Source organism: Lacibacter sp., assembly GCF_035299325.1.
Classification (GTDB): domain Bacteria; phylum Bacteroidota; class Bacteroidia; order Chitinophagales; family Chitinophagaceae; genus Lacibacter.
Map to the genome: position 1 here is coordinate 61,560 of NZ_DATGWT010000025.1, position 22,296 is coordinate 83,855.

The 22,296-nt window shown below is 40.4% G+C and carries 23 protein-coding genes; 11 read left to right on the plus strand and 12 right to left on the minus strand.

The window, feature by feature from the left end; translation table 11 throughout:
- Positions 1–111 precede the first annotated feature (111 nt).
- Both VK159_RS14325 and VK159_RS14330 read left to right on the plus strand, forming a co-directional pair.
- The gene (locus VK159_RS14325) at positions 112–1,431 is read left to right on the plus strand and encodes a lipopolysaccharide biosynthesis protein (RefSeq protein ID WP_324230838.1); all 1,320 of its coding nucleotides are present in this window, start codon (positions 112–114) and stop codon (positions 1,429–1,431) included.
- Complete coding sequence (locus tag VK159_RS14330) at positions 1,428–2,594, plus strand: glycosyltransferase (RefSeq protein WP_324230839.1); 1,167 nt, start codon at positions 1,428–1,430, stop codon at positions 2,592–2,594. Before VK159_RS14325 ends, VK159_RS14330 begins: the two co-directional genes overlap by 4 nt.
- 1 nt (position 2,595) lies before the next feature.
- Here VK159_RS14330 and VK159_RS14335 read toward each other — a convergent pair whose 3' ends face one another.
- From VK159_RS14335 to VK159_RS14350, 4 genes are all read right to left on the minus strand, one after another.
- Entirely contained in the window at positions 2,596–2,853 is a 258-nt protein-coding gene (locus VK159_RS14335) for an acyl-CoA-binding protein (RefSeq protein WP_324230840.1), read from the minus strand.
- Between the two features lie 35 nt (positions 2,854–2,888).
- Positions 2,889–3,398: a GNAT family N-acetyltransferase gene (locus VK159_RS14340; RefSeq protein ID WP_324230841.1), complete on the minus strand. Its 510-nt coding sequence runs from the start codon at positions 3,396–3,398 to the stop codon at positions 2,889–2,891.
- A gap of 26 nt (positions 3,399–3,424) precedes the next feature.
- Positions 3,425–4,462 carry a nucleoid-associated protein gene (locus VK159_RS14345; RefSeq protein WP_324230842.1) on the minus strand — a complete coding sequence of 346 codons (1,038 nt, stop codon included), beginning with the start codon at positions 4,460–4,462 and terminating at the stop codon, positions 3,425–3,427.
- A 127-nt stretch (positions 4,463–4,589) separates the two neighbouring features.
- Positions 4,590–6,038: an amidohydrolase gene (locus VK159_RS14350; RefSeq protein ID WP_324230843.1), complete on the minus strand. Its 1,449-nt coding sequence runs from the start codon at positions 6,036–6,038 to the stop codon at positions 4,590–4,592.
- Between the two features lie 169 nt (positions 6,039–6,207).
- On the opposite strand from VK159_RS14350, the gene VK159_RS14355 reads away from it, so the two are divergent.
- A complete protein-coding gene (locus VK159_RS14355) occupies positions 6,208–6,954 on the plus strand; it encodes a hypothetical protein (protein WP_324230844.1) in 747 nt (248 codons plus the stop codon).
- Between the two features lie 5 nt (positions 6,955–6,959).
- Here the strand turns inward: VK159_RS14355 and VK159_RS14360 are convergent, their stop codons facing one another.
- Positions 6,960–7,295 (minus strand): hypothetical protein, encoded by a 336-nt coding sequence (locus VK159_RS14360; RefSeq protein ID WP_324230845.1) that lies wholly within the window; start codon positions 7,293–7,295, stop codon positions 6,960–6,962.
- 245 nt (positions 7,296–7,540) lie between these two features.
- On the opposite strand from VK159_RS14360, the gene lepA reads away from it, so the two are divergent.
- On the plus strand, positions 7,541–9,334 hold the full coding sequence (lepA, locus tag VK159_RS14365) for a translation elongation factor 4 (protein WP_324230846.1): 1,794 nt from the start codon (positions 7,541–7,543) through the stop codon (positions 9,332–9,334).
- An 84-nt stretch (positions 9,335–9,418) separates the two neighbouring features.
- Here lepA and VK159_RS14370 read toward each other — a convergent pair whose 3' ends face one another.
- A complete protein-coding gene (locus tag VK159_RS14370) occupies positions 9,419–10,819 on the minus strand; it encodes a M64 family metallopeptidase (protein WP_324230847.1) in 1,401 nt (466 codons plus the stop codon).
- 76 nt (positions 10,820–10,895) lie between these two features.
- Entirely contained in the window at positions 10,896–11,318 is a 423-nt protein-coding gene (locus VK159_RS14375) for a hypothetical protein (protein ID WP_324230848.1), read from the minus strand.
- A 167-nt stretch (positions 11,319–11,485) separates the two neighbouring features.
- Between VK159_RS14375 and VK159_RS14380 the strand changes: the two genes are divergently transcribed.
- Positions 11,486–11,866, plus strand: coding sequence for a hypothetical protein (locus VK159_RS14380; protein ID WP_324230849.1), 381 nt, complete (start codon positions 11,486–11,488; stop codon positions 11,864–11,866).
- Positions 11,867–11,883: 17 nt separating this feature from the next.
- The gene (locus VK159_RS14385; RefSeq protein WP_324230850.1) at positions 11,884–12,372 is read left to right on the plus strand and encodes a hypothetical protein; all 489 of its coding nucleotides are present in this window, start codon (positions 11,884–11,886) and stop codon (positions 12,370–12,372) included.
- On the opposite strand, the gene VK159_RS14390 is transcribed toward VK159_RS14385, so the two are convergent.
- Entirely contained in the window at positions 12,369–13,703 is a 1,335-nt protein-coding gene (locus VK159_RS14390; RefSeq protein WP_324230851.1) for a saccharopine dehydrogenase C-terminal domain-containing protein, read from the minus strand. The genes VK159_RS14385 and VK159_RS14390 overlap by 4 nt on opposite strands.
- Before the next feature lie 136 nt (positions 13,704–13,839).
- Here VK159_RS14390 and VK159_RS14395 point away from each other — a divergent pair, with 136 nt between their 5' ends.
- On the plus strand, positions 13,840–14,823 hold the full coding sequence (locus tag VK159_RS14395; protein ID WP_324230852.1) for a pyruvate dehydrogenase complex E1 component subunit beta: 984 nt from the start codon (positions 13,840–13,842) through the stop codon (positions 14,821–14,823).
- 477 nt (positions 14,824–15,300) lie between these two features.
- Here VK159_RS14395 and VK159_RS14400 read toward each other — a convergent pair whose 3' ends face one another.
- A complete protein-coding gene (locus VK159_RS14400) occupies positions 15,301–16,047 on the minus strand; it encodes a DUF4846 domain-containing protein (RefSeq protein WP_324230853.1) in 747 nt (248 codons plus the stop codon).
- 69 nt (positions 16,048–16,116) lie between these two features.
- Between VK159_RS14400 and VK159_RS14405 the strand changes: the two genes are divergently transcribed.
- From VK159_RS14405 to VK159_RS14420, 4 genes are all read left to right on the plus strand, one after another.
- Positions 16,117–17,280 carry a sigma-54 dependent transcriptional regulator gene (locus VK159_RS14405; RefSeq protein WP_324230854.1) on the plus strand — a complete coding sequence of 388 codons (1,164 nt, stop codon included), beginning with the start codon at positions 16,117–16,119 and terminating at the stop codon, positions 17,278–17,280.
- Positions 17,277–17,927, plus strand: coding sequence for an alpha/beta hydrolase (locus tag VK159_RS14410; protein WP_324230855.1), 651 nt, complete (start codon positions 17,277–17,279; stop codon positions 17,925–17,927). Before VK159_RS14405 ends, VK159_RS14410 begins: the two co-directional genes overlap by 4 nt.
- A 78-nt stretch (positions 17,928–18,005) precedes the next feature.
- Entirely contained in the window at positions 18,006–19,553 is a 1,548-nt protein-coding gene (locus VK159_RS14415; RefSeq protein ID WP_324230856.1) for a S26 family signal peptidase, read from the plus strand.
- A gap of 147 nt (positions 19,554–19,700) precedes the next feature.
- Entirely contained in the window at positions 19,701–20,186 is a 486-nt protein-coding gene (locus tag VK159_RS14420; RefSeq protein WP_324230857.1) for a cytidine deaminase, read from the plus strand.
- Here the strand turns inward: VK159_RS14420 and VK159_RS14425 are convergent, their stop codons facing one another.
- The 3 genes from VK159_RS14425 to VK159_RS14435 are packed head-to-tail and all read right to left on the minus strand — an operon-like array spanning position 20,187 to position 21,892.
- The gene (locus tag VK159_RS14425) at positions 20,187–20,687 is read right to left on the minus strand and encodes a methylated-DNA--[protein]-cysteine S-methyltransferase (protein WP_324230858.1); all 501 of its coding nucleotides are present in this window, start codon (positions 20,685–20,687) and stop codon (positions 20,187–20,189) included.
- Positions 20,680–21,018, minus strand: coding sequence for a tRNA-binding protein (locus tag VK159_RS14430; RefSeq protein WP_324230859.1), 339 nt, complete (start codon positions 21,016–21,018; stop codon positions 20,680–20,682). Before VK159_RS14430 ends, VK159_RS14425 begins: the two co-directional genes overlap by 8 nt.
- Positions 21,011–21,892, minus strand: coding sequence for a transglutaminase family protein (locus tag VK159_RS14435; RefSeq protein ID WP_324230860.1), 882 nt, complete (start codon positions 21,890–21,892; stop codon positions 21,011–21,013). The genes VK159_RS14430 and VK159_RS14435 overlap by 8 nt, the downstream gene beginning before the upstream one ends.
- Positions 21,893–22,296: the final 404 nt, after the last annotated feature.

Consider the following 22,296-nt stretch of genomic DNA (forward strand, 5'->3'; position numbering starts at 1 on the left):
TGTAAAACTACAGAAATGAAGCTTTGTAGAGATATTAGCCGTTACTGATATGGCAAATATTGTTTTTTGTACAACCTATTCGCTCTATATTTGAAACTGACTATCCTGAGTATGAAACTTGCAACAGCACTTTCCAAGAGTATTTTATGGCGTGGGTTTTACTTTGTTTCGGTGATGTTGCTCAATATCCTTGTGGCAAGACATTTTCAATCGGACGGCAGTGGTCAGATTTATTACATAATTAACCTGCTCGCTTTTACGCTCATCATTATCAGTCTTTGCCTGGAGGCGCCGATGGGCTATTATCTCTCGCAACAAAAAATGAACGAAACACAACTTGCTGCTATTTCTGTTGCATGGACCATACTGATCATGTTGCCGGGTTGGTTCATCATTCGATCGATGGGGGTGCCAAAAGAAGGGATATTGCAATTGGCTGGATTTCATTTTTCAGCCACTGTGTTTCTTACAGGCAATCTACTCATTACTTTTTTTGTTGCTTTGTTTTATGCAAAGATGGATTTTGTACTGCCTAATCTGTTACTGGTAATAGTTAATATTCTGCTGGTCATACTCGTGCCGAATAATGAGTGGGTAAAAAGTTTCATGAGTAATGAAAACTATGTACAACTTTACTTTCTTGGATTTTTTATGCAGGGTTTTTTGTTGATGGTTGCTTTCTTATTTCGTTATTTCAGGTTGAGTGATTTGAAACGAATCCCCGCACAGCTGATCAAACCTTTTTTATCGTTTGCATTTATCGCTGTTGTAACAAACTCCATGACTTTTTTAATGTACAGGATCGATTATTGGTTTGTGAACAAATATTGTACTGATGCTGATCTGGGAAATTATATACAGGCATGCAAACTTGCGCAACTGTTCTTTATAATTCCATCTATACTTGCATCGGTGGTTTTTCCAATGACCGCATCGGGTAGGAGAGAAGAGATGAATGAAAAAATGCAATTGCTCTCCCGTGGGTTGATTTTGTCATACTGTATCGCCTGTTTGGGATTGATTGCATCTGGCTATTGGTTGTTTCCTTTGGTTTTTGGTGAAACATTTAATAACATGTACCTGCCTTTTGTATTGCTGGTGCCGGCCATTCTTTCTTATTCAGTTATTCATTTATTGGCTGCATATTATAGTGGGAAAAAGGTATTGAGTGTGAATTTTAAAGGGAATCTGGTAGCTCTCACGATTATTGTTGTTGGCGATATGCTTGTGATTCCACGCTTTGGTATTACCGGTGCAGCTATGGTGAGCAGTGTTGGTTATGTCTGTTACATGAGCTTTATTTTACTGATGCATCGCAAAGAATACAAAAGCCGCTTTGCCGATTTTCTTTTCTTCCGTAAAAAAGATGGGCAGCTTTTTTATAAGTTGCTGATGGAAAAAATATCTTCACGCAAAACAGATGTTTCATGAAAGTACTCTGGCTTTGCAGTTGGTATCCGCACAGCGTAGATCCTTACGATGGTGATTTTATTGAACGTCAGGCAAAAGCTTTGTCGTTATACATCCAGGTTGATGTAATACATGTAGTACAGAATTTCAACTTTTTTAAAAAAGAAACAAATTTTCGGACGGAAGAAAAGCAGGAAGGCCAGTTACGTTCTTCTGTTTACTTTTTGCCTTTGCCAAAAACAACAATCAGCTTTTTACGAAAGCTTCTCTTCAATAAGCAATATCAATCGCTGTATAAAAAACTTATGGCTGATTACATCAGCAAAAACGGAAAGCCTGATCTGATTCACCTTCATGTGCCTGTTAAAGCAGGCTCAATTGCCGTTCAAATGGAAAAAGAACATAACATTCCATTTGTTGTTACCGAACATAGCTCCGCTTACTTTGAACATATCCCGGAGAATTATTTCACTCGTAACCGCTATTTCAGGTTTGTGACAAAACAATCATTTGAAAAAGCGGCTGCAGTAAGTTCAGTATCAGATTGGTTGCTGAAACGTTTAAGCTCTTTGTTCAATATCAAGCAAACAAAACTTATCCGCAACGTTGTTGACTCAAATGTTTTTCATCCGCTTGAGAATAAAAATAAATATCCCCGGTTTATTCATGTGTCAATGATGCATGAATTGAAAAACGTTAAGGGGATTTTACATGCATTGGCAGCGCTGAAAGAAAACAATACTCATTGGGAAATGTGGTTTGTTGGCCCTAAGCTTAAAGAGAATATTGAACTGGCAAAGCAACTTGGTATTTCTGATCATGTAAACTGGAAAGGAACTTTACCTTATAATGCTGTTGCAGAATGTATGCGTTCAGCAGATGCATTGGTGCATTTCAGTAACTATGAAAACCTTCCTTGTGTGATCAATGAAGCATTATGTTGTGGCTTACCCGTTATTTCATCGGATGTTGGCGGAATAGCCGAGCTGGTAAATTCATCGAATGGTGTTTTAATTGCTCCCGGTGATACAAATGCACTCGAAAATTCATTAGAAGATTTCCTGCAACAGAAAATGAAGTACAATAAAACAGAAATAGCTGCAACAGCAGCTAATCAGTTTAATGAACATATTATCGGTAAACAGTTACTGGATTGGTACCAGGATCTGCTTGTGAAAAATTAAATCAGGATTTCAGTTTTGAAACAAGTTCAATGTACTCCTGCATGGCGGCTTCTTTGCTTTTGCCTTTCAATGCATCCCATGCTTCGTACTTCGCTTTGGCCACAAAATCAAATGGATTAGATGGCGCTTCAACATTTACATCGCCCTCACTTGCCTGTTTGTAAAGTGAATAGAGTTGAAGCAGTGTATCGTTACTTGGCTTTTCGCTGAGTTCTTTACTGTCGGCTACAGCCTGTTCAAATTGTTGATGCAAATCCATAAGTTGTAAGTTTCCACGAAAATAAGTGAATCCACTTAAATATTTTTTTCCAGAATCAGAAATTCGAGCTTTTGCAAATGTTTACCTGTAAGATCATCTTCCACGAAAGGTTTTCGCTCGCCAGTTTCAGCATAACCATGGCGTTTGTACCAGTCGATCAATTCTTTTCGAACTGATATCACCGACATATAGATTTTCTTTGAGCCAACCGTTTTTGCATGTTCGTCGGCTGCCTTAAGTAGTTGTTTGCCAATGCCGCCGCCTTGCAGGTTGGGCGAGACGGCAAACATTCCGAGATAAACACCCCGATCGTGTTGCTGAAGATTCACCGTGCCAATGATATTTCCTTCTTCATTGGTGTATTTGAGAATAATGCTGCCCTGTTGATCCATGACTTGTTTTACGTTAGCAAAATCCGTACGCCGTTCACCGGCAATCAGATCAGCTTCTGTTGTCCAGCCTTTTTTGGAACTTTCTCCACGGTATGCACTATTGAGCAGTTCAACAATTTGAGGGATATCTTCGTTTGTGGCTTTTGCAATCATATGTGCTGTTTTAAATACGATTCAATTTACATTTCCTGGTCGAAGTATATTTTGTAAAACCTGCGGCCCGTTACTTCATCATAACCCTGTTCAATTAATTCACGGTTACCATGAATATAAATATGAAAGTTACGATCAAGTTTAATGACACTTTTAAACACCCTCGCCTGTTTTTTTACCGCAGAAGGGGAGATAGCAAATGAATCTGCAATTTCCAAATTATGTTCATGCAGATATGATGAGCCGAACTGCTGAAATGATTCAATCAATTCGGGTTCACGGAATACTGCTTCCTGGAAATTACTGATATTGAAATTCTCATTTTCTTTAAAATAAGCGACCGATTTATTCAACATTCCCGCCTGATCAGCCTTGGATGTTTCAAAAGAAGCAGGCATATTGTTTACAATAAATTCTTTGGCAACAGATAAAAAGTTTTTCGTGAATGCAAAACTATCAGCGCATTCTTTCACACCTAAAAAATCTTCTTTCCAATAAATAGCTTCGTTGCCTTTGTTGGTGTGATCAATCAAAAACAGTCGATAACCATCTTCTGCTTCAGTATTGAGAATAACACAGGCTTTGTCTGCTTTGTTTGGATCAAGTCCTTTTTTTGATTGAATATCCAGTTGATCACGCATCAGATCAACCAACAGGAAATCTTTCTTGTTTTCTGCTTTGATGAGTACAATGCCATCAACTGTTTTACTGTCAAAACTTAAGTTTCTAAAATAAGCAGTAAATAATTCACCGGGTTTGATCCCGGGATGAGTACTTGCGGCAGCAAGATGTTTCGCCATAGCTACTGATTGCTCATGCAGACTGTCAGGCTTTTGAAATACTGCTTTGCAATACGCATACATTTCATTGTACTTCAAATCGGTTTCGTGTACAAACTGGTATTGCTGCTCTTCTTTAAATGCAGTTAAAAAGAATCGGCTGAGCAGGTCACGAAGATCTATGTCAGCTAAAGGAAAACCTTCTTCCGTTAAAACAATTTGTCCTTCCTGGTCGATATAATGTACAGAGAGCGCCTCAAGACTCGAATCGGTAAATGTAAACATGCGAATGCAATTAGCTAAAGTGCCGCAAGATAAATGAATGTGCAGATAAGTATGCCAGACTTATCTACTTGTTTCTTTCATTAAGAAAGTATAAGAAGTATGGCATACTTAAGTAGATGTATATCTTTTAATCCCTGTAATTCAAAGCTGGTTTACGATCGCCCAATAATGCTTTGTATTGATAAGTACCAACCTGTTGTTTGAATTCTACTTTTGCTTTTTCAATCAACTCCGGATGAAGAAACAGATCAATCGCAGTTAAGGCCATAGTTTTTGCAGATACCATCATTCCCTTCGTACCGATCTCCGTACCGCCACATGCAACAGCCTGCCAGCTATGTGCTGCAGTTCCTGATACCCATGTAGCTGAACGCAGTCCAACAGTTGGTACTGCATAACTTACATCGCCCACATCGGTACTGCCACCGCCTGCGTCCATTTCAATTTTCAATGGTTTTATTATACCTGCATTTGCAACAGGAGGAGCGGGGAATCCAAAAGTCGCCTGGAGTTTATTCCCGAAATCAACTTCTGCAGCTGTGTATTGCACGCCACCTGTTTTTTCTAAATTTTTCTGCATCACTTCGGCCAATGTTCTGTTGAGTAACAGGTCATGTGTGCCACCGATCATTTCAAATTCCATTTTGGTATCGGTGCCAATTGCTGCTCCATTAGCTGTGTTTACTACACGATTAAAAATGCTTTGCACCTGGTCTCTCTTTGGGTGACGCACATAGTAATATACTTCTGCAAAATCAGGAATTACGTTGGGCGCTTTACCACCATTAGTAATTACATAATGAATACGTGTTTCCTGCGGAATATGTTCACGCATCATGTTCACCATATTATTCATAGCTTCAACACCATCCAATGCAGAGCGGCCACGTTCAGGCGATGCTGCTGCATGTGCAGAAATGCCACGAAAACGAAACTTGGCACTCATGTTTGCCAAGGCACTTGTCATGGTTACGCCATTTTCATTTCCGGGGTGCCAATGAATAGCCACATCCACATCTTTAAATAATCCTGCTCTCACTAAATACACTTTGCCGCTGCCGCCTTCTTCTGCAGGGCAGCCGAATACCTTAATGGTGCCGGTGAACTTTTTCTCTTCAATTAATTTCTTAATAGCAATACCCGATGCAACAGAAGCAACACCAAATAAATGATGACCACATGCATGTCCTGCATCTTTACCGGCACTGATTTTTTCCGGCGCATTGGTTTGTGATAAGCCGGGCAATGCATCAAACTCTGCAAGAATAGCAATCACCGGGCTGCCACTGCCGTACGTAGCAACAAATGCTGTTGGTATACCTGCCACACCGGCTTCAACATTAAAGCCATTGTCTTTTAATGTTTGTTGTAAGAGTGCACTGCTTTTTACTTCTTTATAACCAACTTCGGCATAATCCCATATCTGGAACGCCATAGTTTTATACTGATCGTAATTCGATTGAATAGACGTTGATGCCTGTGTTTTGAACTGATCATCTTTGGTAACAGTCAGTTTCTTTTGTGCTGTTGCAAATGTGAACAGGGAAAGGGAGGTAATAATTAAAAAACTTCTCATGCTGATTTGATTTTTTTAGAAGGATGGAAGATAAGAAGCATTAACTGATTAAATTCACCGTTTACATATACAATCTTTTGTAATCTCACATGTTTATGCGATAGTAAAGGGAGGATATGCAAACTACTTTTGCAACGTTTCTTCCATATGTGGAGTCACACAGATAGCCATGACATACAAATTAACCTTATTCATTACATCAATTACGTTGCTGCTTTTTGTTGCCTGTAAAAAAACACCTGTTGTGCCGGTGCCTTCACCAGCCCCTGCAGATCTTGTTATTCAATTGGATAATGCATATCTCACAGATGATAATACAGATTCAGCTTATATCTGGTGGAATGTAAATGGACAGCGTGTTCAAAAGAACATGAAGAAAGAGACCGGGAAATTTATTATTTCGCTTGATTCATTAACAAACGGAGCTGCAACAATGGAGATCAGGTTGTATACAAAGAAACTGATGAACAGTCACCGTTCGATGTATGTAAAAAAGATAAACAAACCTGCTAATAGCAAAACGGGATTAGTTTATGCGGCTCCTTCTGCTGTTAAAGATGTAAACTGGGTGCCCCGTGTATTTATGAAAGATGGAGGGAATGGTGTGATCGCAGTAATGGGTATTCGTCCGGAAGATACGTTTCTTGGTTTGTATAATGTTGGTGCTAAATGGATCGATCTCACCGTTGAGAAGATCTATTACAAAGGATTGAATGCAGTTGCCGCAAAATCATGGACCTGTAATGGCGATCATTGCGTTATCGCCAATGGAATGTTTGAGAGCGAAAGTTTCTTTGCTTCAATACCACAGCAGCTTGTGGGAAAAGAATACAACCACATTGAGCAGTTGTTTATGTTTGGCGATGGCAACTATCGTAATGGCTGGAGCGTGTTGAGTTTTACGTATGATTTCTAAAGGTCTTAACTCATCAAGTCAATGAGCCCTTTAAACACCAATACAAGCCCTATGATGGTGAGACCGTATAAAGCAAAATTGAAATTGCTGTTATTGCTGAACAGGAATACAGTGAAAAGAAATCCCGTTGTTAACAGGAACACGCCAATACCACAGTACACAAAAGCTGCATTGCGTTTCTTTTCAATGCGGAGTTTTTTCCATTCATTGACGTATTGCTGTGCCGCCTCACCAGGTAACCCGGTTTCCAATAAACGTTGAAGAATTTCCTCGTTGCTCAGGCCTTGTTGTTTAAGGGTAGTTATTTGCAGCAATACATTTGGTAATTGGGCAGTATCCATTTATGGCAAGTTTAGCAGGAAGATAAAAAAAATCCGCTATTCTGTTATTCAGGTTAACAGACTTTTTTCACCTGCTTCGTGATCATTCCGGAACAAATTTGTCTTCTATCAATTGTGTTGGTCTAAAAGGGTTTAAAACTCAACCTTATCATTGCCTTTCTTCACTTTATCCCCACCTCAAACACACTACTTTCCACTCGCTCTTTTCACCTATCTTTGCCGCCTTGAAAATGAAGGAGATTTGAATGAAGAATATCAGAAATTTTTGCATCATTGCGCATATTGACCACGGAAAAAGTACCCTGGCGGATCGTTTATTACAAACCACCGGCACCATCAGCGACCGTGATATGATGGACCAGGTTTTGGACGATATGGACCTGGAACGTGAAAAAGGTATCACCATCAAGAGCCACGCCATCCAGATAAATTACAAACACAAAGATGGTCAGGAGTATATCCTGAACCTGATCGATACTCCCGGTCACGTTGACTTCAGCTATGAAGTGAGCCGTGCACTGGCTGCCTGCGAAGGTGCTTTGTTGCTGGTTGATGCGGCACAGGGTATCCAGGCACAAACCATTTCGAATTTATACTTAGCAATCGATAATAACCTTGAGATCATTCCCGTGATCAACAAAATTGATATGGACGGGGCGATGATTGAGGAAGTAAAAGACCAGATCGTAGAATTGATCGGTTGTAAACCTGAAGAAATTTTGTTGGCCAGTGGCCGTGCAGGAATTGGTATTGAAGAAATACTGGAAGCCATTGTTGAGCGTATTCCGCCTCCGGTTGGTAAGCCCGATGAGCCATTACAGGCGTTGATCTTTGATAGCGTGTTTAATAGTTTTCGTGGTGTAATTGTTTACTATCGTATTCGCAACGGAAAGATCAGAAAAGGTGATAAGGTGAAGTTTGTAAGTACCGGTCAGGAATACGAAGCCAGCGAGATCGGTATCCTGAAATTGAAGATGACAGAAAAGAAAGAAGTCACCTGCGGTGATGTTGGTTATATTATTACCGGTGTAAAAAATGCCAAAGAGGTGAAAGTGGGTGATACTATTACACTTGCATCAAATCCTACGCAGGAACCTATTCAAGGTTTCCAGGAAGTAAAGCCAATGGTGTTTGCCGGGATATTCCCCGTTGTTACAGAAGATTTTGAAGAGTTACGTGATTGCATGGATAAACTCCAGTTGAACGATGCTTCATTAACGTTTGAATTGGAAACATCACAAGCGCTTGGCTTTGGTTTCCGTTGCGGCTTCCTTGGTTTACTGCACATGGAAATTATCCAGGAGCGTTTAGAACGTGAGTACAATCAAACAGTAATCACCACTGTACCCAACGTAAGTTTTATTGCGTATACCACTCGGGGCGAAAAGATACAGGTGAATAACCCTACACAAATGCCGGAACCAACGGCTATGGACAGGATTGAAGAACCTTTTATTAAAGCACAGATCATTACCAAGCCCGATTACATTGGTAACATCATGACGCTTTGTTTAGGTAAGCGTGGAATCCTGATCAATCAAAGCTACCTCACACCAACACGTGTTGAACTGATGTTTGAAATGCCGTTGACAGAGATAGTATTTGATTTTTATGATAAGCTGAAATCGCAAACCCGTGGTTATGCATCGTTCGATTATCATCCCATTGGTTATCGTGATGCAGATATCATTAAAATGGATGTGCTGTTGAATGGCGATAAAGTGGATGCTTTGAGTGCATTGATCCATCGTAGTCGTGCACAGGAATTTGGTCGCAAGCTTTGTGAAAAGTTGAAGGAATTAGTTCCACGTCAGCAATTCCAGATCGCTATACAGGCAGCTATTGGAGCAAAGGTTGTTGCCCGTGAAACCATCAGTGCCATGCGTAAAGATGTAACTGCGAAATGTTATGGTGGTGATATCAGCCGTAAACGTAAGCTCTTGGAAAAGCAGAAAGAAGGTAAGAAACGTATGCGCCAGATCGGTAACGTGGAAGTGCCGCAGGAAGCTTTCTTAGCAGTGTTGAAACTGGATGATTAAGATGTTCAATTAAGTAGTCATCCCGAAGTATGAGGGGGCTATTCAATAAATATTTTAAGCACAGAGATTTTTCTTTGTGCTTTTTTATTGCAGTTTGATCAATTCTTTTGCAATGGTTGCTCCATTGATCTTGAACACAATTGTATAAACACCTTCAGCCAGTTGATATTTATTTAGTGTGAAAGGAATTGAATAAGAGCCGGCGGGTTGATTTTTTTCCTGGATCAGGTGTGTGCTGGTTCCATTCATGGAGATCAATTGCACACTCACTGCTGACCTTCGTTCCAATTTGTATTGCAACATCAGGCTTTCGCTGAAAGGGTTCGGGAATATTTTTAAACTGGCTCTGAATACATCAGGTTCCTGCACACCAGTTATCATACTTACTTGCCAACTGATGTTTGTTGTGTGAATGGTTAAATGATTATCGGCACGTGATAGTTGCGTTGTATCTGCAACACTAGCAAGCAAAGTGTAATTTCCATTTACCAAACTGCCTTGCAGTAAAGTAAATGTATCGGTGTTCAATGCTTTCTCCTCCGTATTAACCAACCAACGAACTTTTAATGTGTTGGGAACAGGCTGCAGCAGGTTCAACTTAAAACCAACTGTACTGTAAACGTTGAATGTTGTTGCATTTGAAGGTGAATAACTATCAAGAGGTGAGGATAGTTCATGTATCCGTTCAACAAATGTTTCTTTACATACACTGCAAAAGACAGCACCCAGCGCCTCCATTTTGCAAGTGCCACCGGTTGTAGGTTTATACCAGCCGGTTCCACCGGTATGCTGATGAACACCAATGCCGGGTGCGCCGGTCCAATTTTTCCATTTTACCAAAGCCGGGCTGCTTTGTGCAGTCATGTTTGGTTTTTCAAGTGCGTATTGTGGGCCTGCCCAATATTCATCAGCCAGTCTGGCAAACGAATGACCTATTTCATGGATCATAATTTCGGCTGCGTTGGTATTTGTAGTACTTGTTGCGACGGTTCCGCCGGAGCCACCATAGAAACTAGTGTTTGCCACAATGAATGCATGATCATATAATGGGAAATTGGTGGCAAGTACAGAATTGATATTGGCATAGCTCGATGGCACAACTAAACGATGAATGTTACCTGCATCGAAAGTTGTTCCAAAATAATTATTGGGATTTGATTGAGGATGTGTGGCAGCAGATGGGCAATCGCTTGCGGTGATTGGGTGTTTCACGCCGCTTTCAATCGAAATAACCCTGATCGCAAATACATTAAAATAGTTCTTGTATTCTTTTATAGGAACTGTGTTGAAGAGTTTGTCGTTGATGCTGATGACATCGTTTATGAATTTGGCTTGCTCGCCGGCAGTATAACCATCGGCGAGATAAACAAGATTGATACGTTTTTCTAATGGACCGGTTTTACTGATGGTATCAACCGTAAATACCTGTGCTGTTGCAGTTGAAGAGAGGAAGAGGAAGATTATAAGGTTTGTAAAACTTTTCATGTGCTCAGTTTGTTTGGTAATTGGTCACACAGAATTGATTCGATCGACAGGACAGACGTTGCTTTTCAGATAAAAATTATAAAATCAGTACTGAACGAAAGAGCGGTTTATTCTTCAAATCTCCCGTTATCTCTATTACTTCAATTTCCTTTACAGCTGAAGAGTAGTTGAACCTGAACGGCACTTCAGTTCTGATATACTGAATTTTTCGTATTGCAAACTCACCTTTCTCATTTACATACTCCATATCCCGAATATGTGGATCTTCGATAATGAGCGAATCTATACGTTTTCCTTTACTGTCGAGCAGAGAAATTTGCCAGTCGCCGTGTTTTGATGTTGGATCAGCATCTCCTTTTAATTCTCCATTTACAAGTTGTTGCTGAATGATCTTTATGTTTGGGTTGCCTGTAACAGAATCAATAGTGGATTCGATAGTCAGGTAAAGTAGCCGGGGGCTTTCACTTACTTTTTTTTCTTCATTTGATGATGATGCCATCGCTTGTTTTCTATTACAGCCGTTGTTTGCAGAAATAAGAAAAAAGCAAAGGAGCAATTGTAAAAAGAAAGTATATTTATGATGTGGCGCTTTCATGCGGCATGCGTTATGTAACCGTGTAAAAATACTGTATTTCACCACATTGTTTACCCAAACAAAAATGCACTATGAGCGATTTTACACTTAACAAAGAGCCGGATCTTGTAGTTACCGCCCGATTTATAGAGAAGGGAGATGATGCTCCTTTACATGGCGATGATTTTACCGTAAGACTATATGATCGTGATATTGCTGATGATGATTTCTTAGGGGAAAGCCGTTTGGATGCTGATGGCCACATACGCATTGCTTTTGCACATGATGCGTTTGTAAACGATGCAGCGTTTAATGAGGCCAGGCCCGATTTTTATTTTATGATCATGAAAAATGGCAAACCCGTTTACACCACCAAAGTATTAGAAGAACTGAGCATTGAAGACCTGCAGCAGTTCAGGATGGGAGAGGGAGATGTGGTTGATCTTGGAAGTTTTTTGGTAGATGTGAAATAACCATACGTCGATTTTTTTTGATTGTTCATATGCTTGATGTTTATCGCTTTAGCTTTTTTGATCTGCCTTTTTTGAAAATAGCACTTCTGTTAGCCATTTTTATCATGTTCCTGTATGGGCAATATTTAGCACTTGAGGCTATTTCACAAAACAGCAGGAAGTTGGCACCAAATGATATATGGTTCCAGTTGATACCTCTGTTTAATGTCTATTGGGCTTTTGTAGTAGTAAATCGTTTATCTGCTTCATTCGCTGCGGAGTTTCAACGTCTGGGCATTCCAACTAATGAATTATATCCTACACGTGCGATAGGTATTTCATCCCTGATTTTAAATTTTGCATCGCTCATTCCCGTCGAAGAGTTAAGAATAGTGGTACCCTTAATTTGGCTTGTTTGTTTTGTTCTGTACTGGATACAAGTTTATAAATCCCGCAAACTGATTCTTGCAAATAAGGAATATGAACTTCTGGATGTTGAACGGGATGCACTTGATAAAACCACTTAGTTTCTCTTTTCTTTAAACACAATGCCTTGTTGTTTTAATTCTTCCAGCACGGGTATATAAATTTCTTTGCAGGTTGGAATATGCAGGCCTTTCAGTTTTATTTTTTCTTCAAGTATAAGTTTTGCAGCAATGCCCAATGGCAAACCTACTGTTTTTGCCATGGCGGTACGCAAGCTGTCTTCACCTTTAACGACTAAACTGCTGTTGATTGTTTTTGTTTCACCATTCAGTTCATAAGCTATCTCATGCAACATTACGATCATGTCTTTATCACTTGGTTGTAAAGCAAGTTTTTGTTCAACCTTTGATTGAAGGATATCTGCACTGCACTTCGCATTTGCCGGTAAGGTATCATTACCATACAGTTCAAGAAATGTAAACTGTTCAAGGATAATGTCATGATCAGCTTCTTTCACATACAATTCAAGATACATACGCAGGCTTAATTCTCTGCCTTCAATTTGCTGCAACTTTGCACTCAGCCATTCACGATATGTTTTGCTTTTACTTATCAATGCTTGATCCTGTTCATTCGTGAGATCAAGATCAACAATAACATCCCAGCCTTTACAGAAATCAGCATAGCGTAAAGTTGTGCGGATAAATGTGCTGGTATTTTCTAATCCATATAAGGGCATATAACTTATTGAGTCCCGGTTGGGATACCATGCAAAAGCCGGCAACTCATCAACAACAATTTCCTGGCAGTTTTCAAACACTTCGTTGTATGTCCTCTGTACAAGTTGGCCGTTCTCTTTATAAGCAGCACCGGCATGGCCGGCCATTACAATGTTGCGAGGGTTCCAGCTTATTTTATAGTGCCAGGGATTGTCATCACTTTCCGGTGCAACCAAACCTCCGCAGTGCGATTTAAACGATGTAATGTTCCCGCCTCTTTCTCTTATCTCATCAAACAACTGCATGGCACTCATGTGATCAATACCGGGGTCGAGCCCCATTTCACATAAAAACAATAATTCTTTGCTTCGTATTTCCGCCTCGAGGTTTCTGATGGCATCATCCACATAAGATGCATTAAGCAGGTTTCGACCAACAGCAACACAATCTTTCACCACATGAATATGCAAAAAAGGAGGCAGAAGGGAGATCACAAGATCAGATGATTCGATGAGCATACGGCGTTCATCAGCATCTGTTACATTTACTTCAATCGCTTCGGTGTTGGGAGCGTCGCCCAATTTTGTTTTGGCCTGTTCTGCATTGGCATCTGCCACAATCAGTTTCCAGTTCTTTTCGCTAACAGTTGTTTTCAGATAATCAATTAAAACTGTTGCAGATTTACCTGCGCCAAATACAAGAATCGTTTTCAATCAAAATAATTTTTAAGAAATATAAAGTAAGGTGAGAATTTGCAAATAACCATATGCTAATTATTGGCTGAATCAGTTTTGGGTGTTTGGCCTTCTATCAATAAATTTGCCCCACTTTAAAAACAAAGCTATTTCAATGAGAACAATTGCCATGCGTGAAGCATTGCGTGAAGCCATGCAAGAGGAAATGCGCAGAGACGAGAAAGTGTTTTTGCTGGGTGAAGAAGTTGCCGAATACAACGGTGCCTACAAAGTAAGCCAGGGTATGCTCGATGAGTTTGGTGAAAAGCGTGTAATTGATACACCCATTTCTGAACTTGGATTTGCTGCTATTGCAGTAGGTGCTGCACAAAATGGTTTGCGCCCCATCGTTGAGTTTATGACCTGGAACTTTGCTGTACTGGCATTGGATCAAATCCTGAATACGGCTTCAAAAATGCTTGCCATGAGTGGCGGACAGGTTGGTTGCCCCATCGTTTTCCGTGGACCAAATGGTTCGGCAGGTCAGCTGGGTGCACAACACTCTACTGCATTTGAAAGCTATTATGCCAACATCCCGGGTTTAAAAGTAGTATCGCCTTTTACAGCATACGATTCAAAAGGATTGTTGAAAGCGGCTATCCGTGATAACGATCCCGTTGTATTTATGGAAAGTGAAGTGATGTATGGCGATAAAGGCGACGTACCGGAGGGTGAATATATTATTGAGATCGGCAAAGCTGATATTAAGCGTCCTGGTCGTGATGTAACAATTGTCTCTTACAATAAGATGATGAAAGTGGCGCTTGGCGCTGCTGAAGAACTGGCTAAAGAAGGCATTGAAGCCGAAGTGATCGATTTGCGTACGATTCGTCCGTTGGATTGGTTTACTATTCTTGAAAGCGTGAAGAAGACAAATCGTTTAGTGATTGTGGAAGAACAATGGCCTTTCGCTTCAATTTCATCTGAAATAGCGTATCGTATTCAGAAAGAAGGATTTGACTATCTTGATGCGCCTATCCGTCGTATTACCAGTGTTGATGCTCCAATGCACTATGCACCAACTTTAGTGGGCGGTTATCTTCCAGATGTGCCTCGTACAGTGAAGCTTGTGAAAGAAGTGATGTACATGAAGAAATAAAAAACTAGAAATAATGCTTTAAAGCCGGTCAATTTGATCGGCTTTTTGCATTAGCAGACAAATAAATGTCTGTATAATTTTTTATTCGAAAGAATTGCAGCATATTTGCCACGGTTTTTCATAGGATATTGGATTTTAAACGAAGCTGGATTTCTATCCGGCTTTCTTTTTTTATAAGCAAAGGGGAGTCAGCCGCATTGCAGAGTTACAATTTGTGGAAGCCAAATACTTTACGGCATCAGTCCTTCAACGAACAGACGCAGGGTGCTTAACAGCAACCAAACAAAGCCGTAAGTGATACATACAAGCGAAAGGCCCAAAGCTGAAATTTTAACAGCGATCTTCCAGGCCGGCTGCGTAGAGATTGAACTTAACTTCATAGGGATTGGTTTTGGTACGTATCAAAAGTAAACATCATCCCATTCAAAAACAATCGGAGAAAACCTGTATTTTCTTTCGGTAATTACCGAAGCGGTTTCAACGCCAGCTACGTAGTTGGGTAGCGTAGAATGTCCATTCAGGCGTAGCCAGTTTGTCACCTGAAGGTTCTCGATACCATGGACTTAGCTTCTTATCATTCAAATTATGAAGTACATGAATATCCTGTGCCGGCATGTAACTTTGGGCCAGTAGGAAGATAATTTTGTCCGTGGATTTGTGCCGGGCAACGTCCATCACAATCACAGCATGGCCGGGGGAACCGCCTTTTATGAGCACATCACCAACAGCTAAATTCTTCCAGTCTTTTGGTTTTAATTCTTTTTCTAGTGAAATGGTACCACACATGCCAAATACCGTTTCAAGGTAACCTTGCCAGCCCCGATGTTTGTATTGTTCCCAGCAATATTTCTTACCTGCGTTATCAGCAAAGCAAATTGGTTTCTGTTGCTGCCTGAGGTACTCAGCACGTAGCCGCATTACTGCATCGGCACATTGTTGCAGGTCTTTGTTTCCTACAGATATATTCAACACTGCATATTGAGCAGATTGATTGTATTTGGGTTGGCCATTGTAGAGATAAACTGTTTTATCTTTTTTTAATGCTTGCTGGCGTAGAAAATAGCCGAAGCTGCTTTCCTGTAATTGCAATCGCTCATAACCTTCAGGCAACGGAATGTCGTTGATTTGGTTTGGGTAACTGTGTTTGTTAACTAAATTATGTGAATCAAAAGGTACTGCCAGCGCAAATCCGGCAGTAAGAAAGAAAAAAGCAGCTGCATACATACTTGCATGGTTTTTGGTTAGCTTTGAAGCAATTCAAAAAAAATTCCATAAAAGAACCTGTTAAACCGTATGAGTCACATATTAATTATCGACGATGAGAAAGCAATCAGGAAAACATTAGGTGAAATTCTTTCTTATGAAGGTTATAAAATTGACGATGCAGAGAATGGTGATGAAGGGTTAAAAAAAATAAGAGAAAAAACATACGATGTTGTTTTGTGCGATATCAAGATGCCGAAAGTAGATGGTCTTGAATTTTTAGAAAAAGCGAAAGAGATCAATCCGGATGTGCCGATCATTATGATCTCTGGTCATGGTACTATAGAGACAGCTGTAGAAGCGGTGAAAAAAGGAGCATTTGATTATGTAGCCAAGCCACCGGATCTTAACAGGTTACTAATTACCATCCGCAATGCAATGGATAAGCAAACGCTTGTAACGGAAACCAAGGTGCTGAAACGCAAGGTGAGTAAGGTGCAGGAGATGATCGGCGAAAGCAGTGCCTTGAAAAAAATAAAAGACACGATTGAAAAAGTTGCACCTACAGATGCACGTGTGCTGATTACCGGTGAAAATGGTTCAGGTAAAGAATTAGTGGCAAGATGGATGCATGAAAAAAGCAACAGGGCCAACGGGCCAATTGTTGAAGTGAATTGCGCAGCTATTCCAGGCGAATTGATCGAAAGTGAATTGTTTGGTCATGAGAAAGGATCGTTTACCTCAGCCATTAAACAACGCATCGGCAAGTTTGAACAGGCAAATGGCGGAACACTGTTTCTGGATGAGATCGGTGATATGAGTTTAACTGCACAAGCGAAAGTGTTGCGTGCATTGCAGGAAAGTAAGATCACCCGTGTGGGTGGTGAAAAAGATATTACAGTTGATGTGCGTGTCATCGCCGCAACAAATAAAGATCTGTTGAAAGAAGTGGAAGCGAAAAATTTCCGTCTTGATCTTTACCATCGTTTAAGTGTTATCATTATTCATGTTCCTTCATTGAACGAACGGAGAGAAGATATTCCGTTACTGGCCGATCATTTTCTGCAACAGGTTGCTGACGATTACGGACAAGCGAAAAAAGCAATCGACAAAAAAGCTGTTGAAGCATTGCAGAAACATAACTGGAGTGGTAATATACGTGAGTTCAGGAACGTGATGGAACGTCTTGTTATTCTCTCCGGCAAAGTGATAACCGAAGAAGATGTCTACAATTTTGTGATCCCAAGGGCATGAGCCAATCAATTTATTGCATCAGCGGTTTGGGAGCCGATGAACGGGCATTCTCCCGGCTTCAATTGCCGGGTTATGAACTTCATTTTATCAAATGGATCGATCCAGAGCCAAATGAATCCTTTGCTGATTATGCCAAACGAATGAGCAGTTTCATTACAGAACCTGAGCCTGTCATTATTGGTTTATCATTTGGCGGTATGCTGGCCGTTGAATTAACCAAGCTGATCAATGTAAAAAAACTCATCCTAATCTCATCTGTTAAAACTCGAAATGAAGAACCTTGGTGGATGCGTACTTCGGGGAAGTTAAAACTTCATCAACTCATCAAGCCGCAACCTCATCCTTTGCTATATCCAATCGAAAATTATTTCCTTGGTACACATACAAAGCCGGAGAAGAAACTGGCCAATCATTTCCGTGAAACCGTTAATAAAGTGTATCTCAAGTGGGCCATTCATCAAATTGTGAATTGGAACAATGTAACAATTCCTGCCAATTGCCTACATATTCATGGAAATGCCGATAAGCTGTTCCCCATCAGGTACGTGAAGGCTGACTATGTGATTGACAAAGGCGGGCATTTTATGGTGTATAACAAAGCAGAGGAGATCAGCCGTATTATTTCTGATGAACTAAAACGGAGTTAACAGATACAGAATATTTGAGGGTAGGTTCGGGCTGCAAAACCGAAACCCTTACTTTTGTGAGCATTAAAAAAAGAGAGCATGTCTTTAAACGAGTTTCTTTGGATTTTTTACATCAACCTTTTCCTGGTTCTGTTACCTGCTGTTGGTTTGTATGGCATGTTTAAAAAAGCCGGCGTTGAAGGGTGGAAAGCATTTGTGCCTTTTTACAACGTATGGATCATGGTTGAGCTGGCAGGGATGAAACGCTACTGGTTCTACCTTCAGTTTATTCCCATTGTTGGCTGGTTCATCACCATTGCTATATTAATTGATTTTGTAAAAACCTTTGGAAAATTTGCGTTCTGGCAACATGCTTTAACTGCACTTGTACCAATTCTGTATTTCAGTTATATCGGTTATAACAGTACAGATAAATACCTGGGTGCAGAATCTGTTCATAAACATAAAAAATCTACCATCCGTGAATGGGTTGATGCAGCCATCTTTGCTATCGTTGCTGCCGGTTTAATTAGAATGTTTGTGTTTGAAGCCTATGTGATTCCAACGCCATCTATGGAACGTTCGTTACTGGTGAACGACTTTTTATTTGTAAGTAAGACTGCTTACGGTACACGTGTTCCAAACACGCCATTGGCTTTTCCTTTGGTGCATCATACATTTCCGGGTATCAAAACCAAATCATATCTCGAATGGATCAAGCTTGATTATCGCCGTTGGTTTGCAAAACCTGTAAAGCGGAATGATGTGGTGGTGTTTAACTTGCCGGTAGGCGACACCGTTATTAACGACGAAGTAAATTTCGGATCGAAAGTAACTTATTACGATGCGATTCAAATGGCCGGTGGCGACAGAAACCGTATCTGGAATGATTATGGCGATATCATCATCACCCGTCCTGTAGATAAGCGTGAGAACTTTATCAAGCGTGCCGTTGCTGTTGCAGGAGATACACTTGAAATAAAAAACGGAGTGGTGTACATCAATGGCAAAGTGAATGATATTCCAAAAGGTGTTCAAACGAACTATTACCTGAGAACAAAAGGACAGCCACTTGATTATGCCATGCTTGAAGAAGAATTTGGCATCAGGGAAAGTTTGCGTGAAGTATCACAGGCTCCGGGTTTAGGTAATAATGTATATGAGATATTTCTCACACAGGAACAGTTAGATATTTTCCGCAAGTTGCCTTACGTAGATTCGATTGCGCCATTTGTTTCAACTTATTCAGCTAACGGACCAACAATGGGCGGCGATGTGTTCCCAAATGATACTACTTATTGCAAATGGACACTCGACAACTTCGGACCATTATATATCCCTAAAAAAGGAGCAACCATTCAGCTTACGCCTGATATTTACAGCCGCTACGAACGTGTCATCCGCACATATGAGCATAATGATTTTGAAATGAAAGACGGCAAGTTCATCCTCAACGGCCAGCCGGCTACCAGCTATACCTTTAAAATGAGTTACTACTGGTTGATGGGTGATAACCGCCACAATTCCCTCGACAGTCGTTATTGGGGCTTTGTGCCGGAAGATCATGTGGTAGGTAAAGCATCGCTCATTTTCTTTAGTTGGGATGGCGGTCCACGATGGAAGAGGATTTTCCGTTCAATTAAATAAAACCTTATATTTGATACCGAGCTTTTATGATGGATCCTCCGACATGTTCGGGGGATTTTTTGTCTTTTACCTTTTCTGAACGGTTGTTGCCAAAGTTTCTGATAAGGGTAAAATGCCGGATGGAACTTCGGTCATAAATAAGTGAACATGAATAAACACGAGTATCATTTCGAGTATGAGGTATACGATTCAATAGACGACCTCACAGAGGAAGATAAATGGCTGCTTGATGAAGCAAGAGAAGTAACTCAACATGCGTATGCGCCTTATTCCCGTTTCCAGGTAGGGGCTGTCGCCAAACTGAATAACGGTGAGATCGTTGCCGGTAGTAACCAGGAGAACGCTTCTTTCCCTGCCGGTCTTTGTGCTGAGCGAGTTGTATTGGCTTCTATTTCCTCGCTCTATCCTAAAATTCCTATTGAGTCAATTGCGATCAGCTATTTCAACAACAATGGAGAAAGCAATCATCCCATTTCTCCCTGTGGCATTTGCCGTCAGGCATTGCAGGAGTTTAAGGAAAAAACCAAACAACCAACCCGGTTAATATTGGGTGGCATGCATGGTAAGGTTTATATCATACCCGATGCAGCAATGCTGTTACCATTGTCGTTTACAAGTACAGATTTGAAGTAATTAGAAAAGGGAAGAAGACTTGCCAGCCATTTTAGCTTCATGTTCCAGTAACCATTGCTTGCGATGTAGGCCACCTGCATAACCGGTTAATTTACCATCGGCGCCAACTACTCGATGGCAGGGTATGATAATACCGATCGGGTTCTTTCCATTGGCCGAGGCTGCAGCACGAATGCTTTTTATATTCCCCAAACGTTTGGCCATGTGCAGATAAGTAACCGTTTCGGCGTATGGTATTTTGATCAGTTGATCCCAGACTTTTTGTTGAAAAGCCGTGCCCACCGGATGAAGTGGCAGTTCAAATTGTTTTCTGGTGCCTGCAAAATATTCATCTAATTGTTGAATGGCTGATTTCAGGATGAAAGATGTTGTTGAACCTGTTTCGGCAAGTGCAACATCATCACGAAATGAAACAACAGTCAATTGCTCATCTTCAATTTCTAATAAAATAGTGCCTATCGGTGACTTGTAATAAACTGTATGAATTGATGCTTCAGCCAATTCTTCCTCCGTTTTGAACTTTCTTATCTGGCGTCAGTAAAATGACTTCTTTGTTTTCATCATACACTCCTAATACCAAACACTCGCTGAAGAAATTAGCAATTTGTTTTACGGGGAAATTAATGACTGCAACAATCTGTTTCCCCTTCAACTCGTCTTTGCTGTAGTGATGGGTAATTTGCGCCGATGAACGTTTAAGACCATGTTCGCCAAAATCAATGGTCAATTGATAAGCGGGTTTTCTTGCATTAGGGAAATCAGTTACATCAATGACGGTGCCTGCACAAATTTCAACTTTTTCAAAATATGCCCATGTAATCAATTCACTCATCCGATTCGTTTAATTGCGCAGCAAGTGAAAGAAGATCGTTTTTCTTGTAAGCATTCTTTTCATTATCAAAACACTTTGCATATTCTTCCAGCATACGTTGTATGATGCGTTTGTTGTCAAGTGGTTTGAAATAAGAAGCAGTAGGTGGTACGCTTATGCGTTTGAAGTAGGTTTCAACATCCTTGTGCGAAAATATTTGTCCTGAAGCTCCATCCATGTAAAACTGGATATGCTCAGGTGGAAATTCAACACCGGTATTATTCTCCGGATCATCATCAAAATAAGCAAGGATAAACTGGCGGGGAATATTGATCATGTACAGATTAATATCAAGCAATCCTGCCATTGAAAGAAGCAAAATTCCGATAGGTATTGCATTACCCTTTTTTCCTTCAACCAATTTATGTACAAGAAAATCATCAGGGTGACTGTAATTGATCTCTGTTCCTTTGATCTTATAATAGTTGAAAAGGATATTGTTGAGCACATTCACTTTCTCCAGCGATGTAAGAAAACTATTGAGTTCAAGCCACACATTCCTCCGCATTTTCTCCAGCTCCTGGTAGTAAGTAAGCAAATTAAGATCAGGATATTGGTAACGGCTTATGAGCAAAGCACCCGTAAACAGATCGTGTTCCTTATCATTCGCCCAAGCCTTCAGATCCATTTGCAGATCACGGAAATGAAGACTGTGGATGAGCATTTCTATACGCTCCTGGGTATATTCATCTGCCGTTGTTTCCCATAAATGTTCAAGGTTGGGGATGATTTCCTTACCTAGTGAAATGATTTTTTCACTCACTTGTGAGTACACTTCATCATCAGGATCATCAATGAGGTGGAGCAGGGCAGTTATTTCTTTTGTTTGTTCCATTACATGGGTTTCGGTAATCTAACGCTGTAAATCTGGATTTTAAATTGCAAAAACTGTCAAACATTTCTAAAAAAAGTTGTTCACAACGATGTGAATGAATAAAGTTGGAGGCTGATGCAGCGAAAAAATACCTCAAATAGGTAGTACCACTTAGCTATAACTTAGGTTAGCATGAATTTTTAAAACAAAGCCGCTGTAATTGTTCAAAAGACAATTTAACTGGAGTATCCTTGCACTACCAACAGTAATCCGATACCGAAAAACCAAATGGCGAATGCCACTTTAAATCCAATTGAAGGCCTGTTTTTGAATCCTGGCCCTATGAACCAAACCAAACCAAGCTGGCTTCTGTACCTTAAGAGAACGGACAAAGAAACAGAACAATTTTGAAGCAGCATAAAAGT